The organism is Dietzia sp. B44 (genome assembly GCF_014145245.1).
GTDB lineage: Bacteria > Actinomycetota > Actinomycetes > Mycobacteriales > Mycobacteriaceae > Dietzia > Dietzia natronolimnaea.
Genome location: NZ_JAALEF010000206.1, coordinates 1 through 9,445, shown reverse-complemented (window position 1 = coordinate 9,445; position 9,445 = coordinate 1). Strand labels below are relative to the sequence as shown.

The following is a 9,445-nucleotide window of genomic DNA, read 5'->3' as shown; positions in this document are numbered from 1 at the left end:
TTACACCACTCTATGGGGCACTACTGGTGACGGCTAGGAGACTGCTGAACAAAGTGCGTGTCCGGCCCGCGGGGTTGGGGTGGCATTGAAATGAAGTGTCTCATGCAGGGTGAGTCGGATCGGCAGCGGGAACTGTTGGATGTGGAGTCGGTGGCGGGGCATCTGCTCGAGCCCGGCAGTGTGTTCGCGTTGCTGGCCGAGCATCGTGACCGCCTGTTCCCGGACGAGTTGTTCGCCGACCTGTTTCCCTCTGGCCGGGGCCGGCCCTCGATCCCGGGTGAGGTGATCGCCTCGGTGATCGTGCTGCAAGCCCTGTTCGGGCACTCCGATCGGGAGGCGGTCGATGCGTTGACATTCGACCTGCGGTGGAAAGCCGCCTGCGGGTACGCGGTCGATGCGAAGGGTTTCGACTCCTCGACGTTGACGTATTGGCGGCGCCGGCTGGCCGCCAGTGACCGACCGCAGCGGATCTTCGAGGTGGTACGCCAGGTCATCGCCGAGACCGGTGCGGTCAAGACCAAGACCCGCCGCGCCCTGGACTCGACGGTCCTGGATGACGCGGTGGCCCGTCAGGACACGATCGCCCAGCTCATCGCGCAGATCCGCCGGGTGGGCCGCGAGGTGCCCGGGGCGAGAGAGTTTATCTCCACCGAGTGCACCCGGTTGGCGGCGCTGTGCGGGCAGGACTACACCGTCGCCGGTAAGCCCCGCATCGCCTGGGATGACCAGGCTGCCCGGGACGAGCTCGTTTCCGCCCTGGTGGGCGATGCTCTGGCACTGCTTGAGGCTCTGGATGTGGAGGCGATCACCGCCGCCGGGGGCAGACCGGCCGAGGCGGTGGCGCTGTTGGCGTTGGTGGCCGGCCAGGACGTCGAGCCGGCCGACGGTTCTGATGGCACTGACGGGCGGTGGCGTATCGCCCGCCGCACCGCGCCGGATCGGGTGATCTCCACCGTGGACCCCGATGCCCGGCACGCCCACAAGACCCGACAACGCCGCCAAGACGGGTTCAAGGCCCACATCGTGGTCGAACCCGACACCGGCCTGACCACGATGTGCTCGCTGACCAAGACGAACGGCCCGGCCAACTCGGATGCTGCGGTCGGTGCGGGGCTGGTCACCGCCGATCCCACCATCGGCGCCGGCGAGCAGATCGAGGTGCTCGGCGATTCCGCCTATGCCAGCGGCGACATGCTGGGCACCCTCGCCGGTAAAGGATGGCTGCCCCTGGTTAAGCCGTGGCCGCTACGGCCCGCGGTCGAGGGCGGGTTCACCCTCGATGACTTCACTTTCGATGCGGCGGCGGGCACGCTGACCTGTCCCGGCAACATCACGCGACGGCTCTCGGCGAAGGGCAACGCCACGTTCGGCGTGGCGTGTCGTGGTTGCCCCCTGCGCCAGCGATGCACCACCTCAGCCGCCGGCCGCAAAGTAGAACTCGGTGAGCACCACCTGCTGCAACGCCAGCACCGCCAACGCGCCAGCGGCGAGGACTTCCAAACCGTCTACCGCCAGCACCGACCGATGGTGGAACGCTCGATCGCCTGGCTGACCCGAGGCGCTCGCCGCGTGCCGTACCGCGGGGTCGACAAGAACAACAACTGGCTCCACCACCGCGTTGCCGCCCTGAACCTGCGCCGACTGCTCTCGATGGGCCTGACCCACCAGAACGGAACCTGGGCCCTGGCCTGACCAGCCCGCCCGGGCGAGGACTCCCGCCCCGGCAGACCGCCGAACACGACCCGCGGCCACCGGCCAGATCCCATCTCCGGACCAGATACCTCAGCCCCCGCAGCCGCGAAAAAGCCACACCGCCATGCCCCCACCCCGCCCACCGCTCTCGCGGCCAAGATCACAGCTTGTTCAGCAGTCTCCTAGGGGTAAGCGGTTCTGGCCGAGGGGTTGGTGCGCGGAGGAGATTGCCATACGTGTGTCGGTTGGACTGATGTGGCGAAACATGAACGCCAGGCAGTCCTCAGCGCGATGTTATCGCCTCGCCGGACCGTTCGTCGCGGAGCCTGGTGATCTCACTCGCTATATGTCGGGGATCCTCATGCTCCCAAAATCGAAGAACCTCCCAGCCTTGCTCTGCTAGTTGATGAGTGATCCGCGCATCCCGCTCCGTGTTGGCGTTTAGCTTTGCTTCCCACCACTCCGTATTGGTTTTCGGTGCTACGAAGTGGTCAGGGCACTTGTGCCAGAAGCACCCGTCGATAAAAACCGCGAGTCTGATGTTCTTCCAACCGATATCGACTCGGGTTCGCAAAGCAGGGTTCGGTTGGAAGTCGACGCGGAACCGCACGCCGCGGCGGTGAAGGATCTTGCGGACGGCAATCTCGCATCGGGTTCCGGATGTCTTTTGGCGCCGCATCCGTCTCCGGACCTCCGAGGACGGGGAAGTCGGCGGGGACGTCTCAACGATGGGATACTCCCTGCTTCGATGGATAACGGTCTTGCCTTCTGTGGTCTTACTTGCGTGCTTGCGGGTATGCAACGAGCCGTCAAACTGGCGGGCCAGTTCGTCGAATGACGGGGTCACCCTTGCTGCACACGAAGGTACATGCCTGAATGTGGGACGTGGCTCTCAGAGCGGTCCTAAGCGCTCTGGATCCTGCCCGGGATTCTCTAGCCCCGCGGGGGAGGCTTGCGCGATCAAGGTGGAGCCGGGGGATTACGAGGACGGTGCAGGCGCCGAGAAGCACATCACCGTGACCCGCGCATTCGCCCGTGTTGTCCGAGAAGGGGCCGCGGTGCTGTTGGCCGACGTGTTATTGAGGGGCTCGAGTGGTGAGTAGGTGAGCCGTTCCATTACCCCGCCATATCGCTCCACCCGCCGAACCCCGATGGATCGTGCCGGCCCATGTTGGCGTGTTCGAACAGACCCCAACCCACGTCCCCGTTGCAGGTCGCGCGGGCCACGTGGTCCACGACGTTAAACGGCAGCATGCCCACCACGTCAGGGGAGGTCATGTCGTAGGTGACGGACTCGCTCCACTCGCGGCCCATCCAGCGACCGTGTGACCACGCCGGGTCGCCGACGTAGCCCGCGCCCATGCTCAGCGGGACACCGCCCAGGGTCTCGACCTCCAACAACAACGGTTCACTGCGAGGCGTGGTCAGGTGCAGCCGGGCGCACTCCGGATGCCGGGTGCCGCTGCGGTAGTCGACCTCCAGCCACGGCCAGCCCAGCTGCTCGATCCGCCCATCGGCGAACACCCGGCTCGCGTGGTTCAGCGTGCGGTGCCCATCGGGACTCTCCTGCAGGATCACGACCATCGCGTAGTCGTCGAAGCGCAGCGGGATGTAGGTCCACCAGAACCCCTCGCGCGGTTCGGCGGCCCACCGGCCCGGGGGATCGGACTCGCCGCTCGGGCGGATCCCCCACGAGCGGTCGCGGGTGCCCAGCCACACGTCGGGGTCGACGGAGAAGTCACGGCCGTCGACCGAGAGCGTCCCCGACCAGCTGCCCACCTGCGCGAAGCGGCTCGCGTCCAGCATCGCGCGCGTGCCCTCCAGTAGGACGTGCCGGTCCTCGAGTACTGCGTCGAACGACCCCTCCCACGTCATGTCCATCGACAGGTCCGGATGCTCGCAGACAAGACGCAACGACCGCAGCGGGTCGATCACCTCGATCCGGTACCCGCCCACGGTCGTCTCCAGCGACCGCGACCCGAGGGCGTCGCAGAACCGCACCGATCGCTGTGTGTCGCCGTGGCGCACCGTCGCGAACGCGTCCACCACGCCGAGGTTGGGGTACACCCCGAACCCGGTCACCAGGAACACCTCGCCGGTGCGGTCGTGCGCGTTGAAGTAGTAGCGGTCGTAGAAGTTCCGATCGCTCGTGCCCACCTGCGCCATCGGCAGCGGCGTCTGGTGGACGGGGAACTCGTCGAGCGGGGTGGGTTTCACGTGGATCCTCGGGCAGTAGACGAACGCTGGCGGGGTGGGGGAGAGGCTGGTGGGTGCGGGTCCGGCGGGCGAGGTCAGTCGGCGATGAGTTGCGCCAGCTTGGTGTGGTGCAGGACGTACTCGTCCGGGTGGGGTGGTGGTTCCTGTTCACCGAAGTGGATACGACGACGAGTGATCCGCGAGAGGATCACGGCCTGCCGCAGCCCGGCGTACACGTAGTAGAACGGCAGATCCCGGACCGTCGAACCCGTCAGCTGTTCGTACTGTTCGATGACCTCGCGGTGCTTGAACAAGTCCGGAATCCCGGGGAAGTCAAAGGCCACCGCGAGTTCCTGGAACACGTCGTGGAAGTACAGGAACCACCCCAGATCCACCTCGGGCGGCGCGATGGTCGCCATCTCCCAGTCCAGGACGGCGGTCGGTCGCGTCCCCTCGTAGAGAATGTTGCCGATCCGCGCGTCGCCCCAACTGAGGGCGTCCGGGCTGGTCTCGTCGGGCCAGTGGGCCTCGATCCAGTCGAAGGCTCGGTCGATGACGGGGATCGTCAACCCGTCCTCGCGGGTTGTCCACTCGTAATAGGCCCGCTGTTCGTCCACGTGGGCGCGCAGCGCACTCATGCCGGGCGCGGGAGCGAGCGAGGACACCAGTTCGGCGGGCGCCGGGATCTGGTGGATCGCGGCCAACACTGCGATGGACTCCCGCTGCAGCTGGCGTCGCTGTTCGGGGTCCATCTCCAGGAGCCAGCCGTCGAAGACGTACGGGGGGTTGTCGACCGGCGCCCGCCCGGTGGCCCGGTCCATCACCAGGAACGGCGTGCCGAGAACGGCCGGGTCCTGCTCCAGCCAGCGGACGCGCGGGACCGGCAGGTCGGTGTTCTCGCGGACCACCCACATTACGTCGAACTGTGTCTGCAGGTCGTAGACGGGGAACACAGGAAACGCGTCGTCCTGTGGGCACATCCGTGCCACCAACTGCGCGGACCGGCGCTCGGCCGAACCGGCCGGGGTCCAGGCGGCGCCGAAGAGCACCGAGATGTTGGACATCCCCGAACTCTCCGGCCTGCTCACCGCCGACACCTCGACCCCGGCGTCGGAGTCCACCTCGTCCCGGCCGGCCAACCAGAGGGTCAGGCGCTCGCGGAACTCATCGAGGTCGGCCTCGCCGGAGGTGATTCGTTGGTTGAGCGGTTCATCTGAACGCGTCGGTGTGGAAGTGGACTCGGTGGACGTCGCCGGCGTCGCGTGGTCAGTCATGTGGTCGGGACCCTTCGTGCGGACCTGCCGCGCGGGCGATACCCGCACTCGGCCCAGTGTGACCCACGGCACATAGAGAGAAACTCGAAACGCGCAAGCCCGGGGCCGTTCCCGGCGGAGGGGACGCGCCCGTCGTCGTCGTCATATTCAGGCGTAGAGACGGGCCGCCCTGCGCCACCACCCCGGGGGTGGGGCGGGGCGGACAGGGGATCGGTGATCCGTCACCGAACGGCTCGCGTCGGTAGCCTCGGAGCGCGGGTCGTGCCGGCTCGAACTCCCAGAAGTGAACGCAGAAAAAGGTGTGCAGTTGTCGATCCCCTTGAGCATCCTCGACCTGGTCTCCATCTCCGACGGCTCGACCGCCCGGGAGGGCATCGCCGCCTCGATGGAGTCCGCGCGCCTCGCCGACCGGCTCGGGTACCACCGGCTCTGGTTTGCCGAGCACCACAACACCCCCAACCTCGCGTCCAGCGCCACGGCACTGTTGATCTCGCAGGCGGCCTCGGTGACGGAGAACATCCGCGTGGGCTCCGGCGGCGTGATGCTGCCCAACCACGCCCCGCTCATGGTGGCCGAGCAGTACGGCACGCTCGCTAACCTCCACGGCGACCGCATCGACCTGGGCCTGGGCCGCGCCCCCGGAACCGACGGGATGACCGCCCAGGCACTGAGCCGGTCGTCGGCCGAGCCGCAGGCCTTCGCCCAGCACATCTACGACCTGCAGGCGTGGTTCGGCGAGACCGGTACCGCGCACAGCACCCCGATCCTCTCGTCGGTCTCACAGGGCATGGAGGTGCCGATCTGGGTGCTCGGGTCCACCGTGAACGGCGCCTCGATCGCCGGTCAGTTGGGGCTGCCGTTCTCGCTGGCCTCGCACTTCGCGCCCGACCAGATCGACGACGCCATCCGCGTCTACCGGGAGTCCTTCAGCACCGAGGCGCCCACCGCGCGCATCGACACGCCCCAGGTGATGGCCGGGATCAACGTGATCGTCGCCGACACTGACGCTGAGGCGCAGCGACAGTTCACGACCCTTCAGCAGATGTTCCTCGACCTGCGGGCGGGGCGGCGGCGCAAGATCCAGCCGCCCGTCGACCCGGAGCAGTTCGCCGGCAGCTCGCCCGGGATGCTCGAGATCAGCGCGGTGGGATCGCCGGAGACCGTCAAGGCGCAGCTGGACGAGTTCGTCGAGCGCACCGGCGCCGACGAGTTGATCACCGTGACCTACGCGTTCGACCCGGCGGTGCGGAACCGGTCGATCGAGCTGCTGGCCGAGCTGTGGTTCTGAAACTGGATTGGTCCTGAGTCCGGTGGGGACTGCGCCGCGGCGCTGGTAGAACGAGGCATGGCCATCGACGCATTCGAACCCCACCCCCTCGTCCGCCTGCTCGGCATGCCTTCGGCGGAGTTCACCGCGAACGCCCTCGTCCGGGCGGTCGAAGAGCTGGGACTGGAGCAGGTGAACCTGCGCTACGTCGGCGGCGACGGCCGTCTGAAGACCCTGGCCTTCCCCATCAACTCCCGCCAGCACCTCCACGAGGTTCTGACGCGAGGAGAGCGCGTGGACGGCTCGAGCGTATTCCCCGGGACCGACACCGACGCCAGTGACGTCTACATCGTCCCGCGCCACCGCACCGCCTTCCTCAACCCCTTCGGCGAGCGGACCTCGCTCGACGTGCTGTGTTCCTTCTACCGCGAGGACGGCACGCCGCTGCCGTACGCGCGCGAGCAGGTCGTGCGCCGCGCCGCCGAGGTGCTGACGCAGGAGACCGGCATGACGCTCGAGGCCTTCGGCGAGCTGGAGTACTACCTCGTCAATCAGCCAGAGGCGCTCTTCCCCGTGGAGGAGGAGCGCGGGTACCAGGAGTCGGGCCCCTTCTCCAAGCACGAGCGGGTCCGCGAGCAGGTGCTGGGTCACCTCTCCTCCATGGGGGTGCCGCTGAAGTACGCCCACGGCGAGGTCGGCAACATCCTCGAGGAAGACCGTCAGCTGGTCCAACACGAGATCGAGCTCCAGCCCGTGCCCCTGGAGCAGGCTGCCGACAACCTCGTCCTGGCCAAATGGGTGGTGCGCGAGGTCGCCTACGCGCACGGCCTCGAGGCGACCTTTGCGCCGCTGGTGAGCGGCGAGGGCGCAGGGAACGGTCTGCACGTCCACAGCCGACTGGTACGAAACGGCACCAATACCGTCGTCACCAAGGCGGGGATCAACGACACCGGGCGACGGTTGATCGCCGGCTACCTCTCGGCGGCCAGGGCGCTGGCCGCGTTCGGCAACACCGTCCCCACGTCCTACCTGCGGTTCACCGCCGGCGACGAGTCGCCCGAGGACATCTGCTGGGGCGAGAAGGACCGCACCGGTCTGGTCCGGGTCCCACTGGCCTGGGGCGGCGACGTGCTGGCCGACATGGTGGCCCACGCCAATCCCGGCAACACCGAGCCCGTCCCCGAGCCCGCCACACACCCCCAGACCATCGAGCTGCGACTCGGCGACGGCTCGGCCGACGTCCACCTGCTCCTGGCCGGGATGGCCGTCGCGGCCACGCGCGGCCTGAACGACCCCGGGAGCCTGGAGCAGGCCGAGCGGCTGAAGGCGGACGACAACGACGACTTCGAGCAACTGCCCACCTCGTGCGCGGAGGCGGCCGATGTGCTGGAGGCCGAGCGTGGGGTGTTCGAAGCCGACGGTGTTTTCCCCGAGCAGCTCATCGACGCCCTGCTCGCGGGCCTGCGCGAAGCCGACGACGACACGCCGGGCGGGAAGAGTGCGGACGACGAGGCCGCACGGGAGGAGCTCATCCGCCGCCACTGGCACGTGGGGTGAGTCCCGCCGTGACGCGGCTGGACTCGGCTAGTGGCCCGGCGGGCGATGAAAGGACGTGGTGACGACGCCTTCTGTATGGCGGTACGACGCAGTGTGTCTGAACCGTCGACTATCCTCGAAGCCATGGAAGGTGACGGGACGACGAGGGCTCAGCGTACTCAGCGACGCGTCCGCGCGATTCGGTCTATTCGCCGCACTTCAGAATTGGAAGGGGCCACTAGCACGAGCGCCACGCGAGCTGACCAGCTCGCATATGCGCGTGGCACCATCAGTGCCTCCGAGCTGGGGGATCGCGTCCGCCGCCGGTACAACATCTCCTAGCCGAGTGCCGCACCCGTGGGATTCAGGGAGCCATGAACGGAATTGGTCCGGGTATTTCATTCCCGGTACTACAGTGCTCAGGAACAAGCTGAATATCTCCGTTGTTGGTGATCTCCGAGACGCGGAGAACGATCTTGTCGAAGCGCGGCTCATCGAGCTCCGAGAAGTCCCAGAGCTCTTGGGTGAGCGAACGTACGACCTGGCGTTCTTCCAGGCGATCCACCGCCACTTGTTTCAGGATGTCTACGCCTGGGCGGGCGATCTACGAACTGTGGGCATCGAGAAAGGTCGCGAGTCGTTCTGTCCACCACTCGATATCCCACGGCCGATGGCATACGTGGCCCGGAGAGTATGGGAGTCGAACCGACTGGCGGGCATCCCGCCAGAGAATCTTCTCCGGGAAATTGCCCACTTATACGACTACGTCAACTTTGCGCATCCGTTCCGTGAAGGGACTGGACGCGCAACGCGTGAGTTCTTCGATCTACTGCTGTCCGAGACTGGCGTCGGGTTGGACTGGCAGCGAACTGATTCGGTTGAACTGCACAATGCGTGCCATGTAGCGAGATCCGCGGGTGACCTCGCACCGATGGAGAACATGTTCGCGAGGATCATCGATTCAGATCCCGCCTACGAATACTGATTCTCTTCTGGAAGCGAAGCAAGAAACCTATCGCTGAACCACCCCGGCGCGAGACGGGCGAACTCCGCGGGCTCTAGCCGACCTGCCCCCGCGGGCACCCGGCCGAGCACCGGGACCCCGGTCAGTCGGGGCAGATCCTCCAGGTTGAGGCGCTCGGCGAGGTCCGGTTCGTACGGCCACGAGCCGATCACGATCCCGGCACACCGGAGTCCCGCTGACTCGATCGCGCGGACCGCGAGCTCGGTCTCGGACAGTGTGCCCAGTCCCGCGCGGGCCACCACGACCACCGGGGCGGCGAGTGACCGGGCGAGGTCGAGCACCGTGAGGTCGGTGCCCAGGCGCACGAGCACGCCACCGGCGCCCTCGATCAGGTCGAGGCGGCCGGTCGGGGTGGCGGGCTCCTCAGCAGATGCGGAGGCTTCGGAGGAACCGGCGTCGGCGACGTCGAGCCACCGCCGGATCGGCCCGAGGAGGTCGTCGAGCGTCGCCTGCGGC

General features: G+C 67.3%; 9 protein-coding genes. 5 read left to right on the top strand and 4 right to left on the bottom strand.

What is annotated here, in order from left to right; all coding sequences use genetic code 11:
- The first annotated feature begins 102 nt into the window (after nucleotides 1-102).
- Complete coding sequence (locus tag G6017_RS07705) at nucleotides 103-1,692, top strand: IS1182 family transposase (RefSeq protein ID WP_182616794.1); 1,590 nt, start codon at nucleotides 103-105, stop codon at nucleotides 1,690-1,692.
- 283 nt (nucleotides 1,693-1,975) lie between these two features.
- Here the strand turns inward: G6017_RS07705 and G6017_RS07700 are convergent, their stop codons facing one another.
- The 3 genes from G6017_RS07700 to G6017_RS07690 form a co-directional block, all read right to left on the bottom strand.
- Complete coding sequence (locus G6017_RS07700) at nucleotides 1,976-2,539, bottom strand: very short patch repair endonuclease (protein WP_347237962.1); 564 nt, start codon at nucleotides 2,537-2,539, stop codon at nucleotides 1,976-1,978.
- 269 nt (nucleotides 2,540-2,808) lie between these two features.
- Entirely contained in the window at nucleotides 2,809-3,909 is a 1,101-nt protein-coding gene (locus G6017_RS07695; RefSeq protein ID WP_182616774.1) for an Rv3169 family protein, read from the bottom strand.
- Between the two features lie 74 nt (nucleotides 3,910-3,983).
- Nucleotides 3,984-5,162: a phosphotransferase family protein gene (locus G6017_RS07690; protein ID WP_182610251.1), complete on the bottom strand. Its 1,179-nt coding sequence runs from the start codon at nucleotides 5,160-5,162 to the stop codon at nucleotides 3,984-3,986.
- Nucleotides 5,163-5,469: 307 nt separating this feature from the next.
- Here G6017_RS07690 and G6017_RS07685 point away from each other — a divergent pair, with 307 nt between their 5' ends.
- The 4 genes from G6017_RS07685 to G6017_RS07670 all read left to right on the top strand — a co-directional run bounded on the left by G6017_RS07685 (nucleotide 5,470) and on the right by G6017_RS07670 (nucleotide 8,950).
- Complete coding sequence (locus G6017_RS07685; RefSeq protein ID WP_182610250.1) at nucleotides 5,470-6,450, top strand: LLM class flavin-dependent oxidoreductase; 981 nt, start codon at nucleotides 5,470-5,472, stop codon at nucleotides 6,448-6,450.
- Nucleotides 6,451-6,507: 57 nt separating this feature from the next.
- Complete coding sequence (locus tag G6017_RS07680) at nucleotides 6,508-7,986, top strand: glutamine synthetase beta-grasp domain-containing protein (protein ID WP_182616773.1); 1,479 nt, start codon at nucleotides 6,508-6,510, stop codon at nucleotides 7,984-7,986.
- 123 nt (nucleotides 7,987-8,109) lie between these two features.
- Nucleotides 8,110-8,307 carry an antitoxin VbhA family protein gene (locus G6017_RS07675; protein WP_182610248.1) on the top strand — a complete coding sequence of 66 codons (198 nt, stop codon included), beginning with the start codon at nucleotides 8,110-8,112 and terminating at the stop codon, nucleotides 8,305-8,307.
- A 4-nt stretch (nucleotides 8,308-8,311) separates the two neighbouring features.
- Nucleotides 8,312-8,950, top strand: coding sequence for a Fic family protein (locus G6017_RS07670; protein ID WP_182616771.1), 639 nt, complete (start codon nucleotides 8,312-8,314; stop codon nucleotides 8,948-8,950).
- On the opposite strand, the gene bioD is transcribed toward G6017_RS07670, so the two are convergent.
- The coding region (bioD, locus tag G6017_RS07665) for an ATP-dependent dethiobiotin synthetase BioD (protein ID WP_182616770.1) at nucleotides 8,938-9,445 on the bottom strand (508 nt) is incomplete at its 5' end. The genes G6017_RS07670 and bioD overlap by 13 nt on opposite strands.

Coding starts and splice junctions, on each gene's coding strand:
- G6017_RS07705 (WP_182616794.1), top strand. CDS start 103: ATGCAGGGTGAGTCGGATCGGCAGCGGGAACTGTTGGATGTGGAGTCG.
- G6017_RS07690 (WP_182610251.1), bottom strand. CDS start 5,162: ATGACTGACCACGCGACGCCGGCGACGTCCACCGAGTCCACTTCCACA.
- G6017_RS07680 (WP_182616773.1), top strand. CDS start 6,508: ATGGCCATCGACGCATTCGAACCCCACCCCCTCGTCCGCCTGCTCGGC.
- G6017_RS07675 (WP_182610248.1), top strand. CDS start 8,110: ATGGAAGGTGACGGGACGACGAGGGCTCAGCGTACTCAGCGACGCGTC.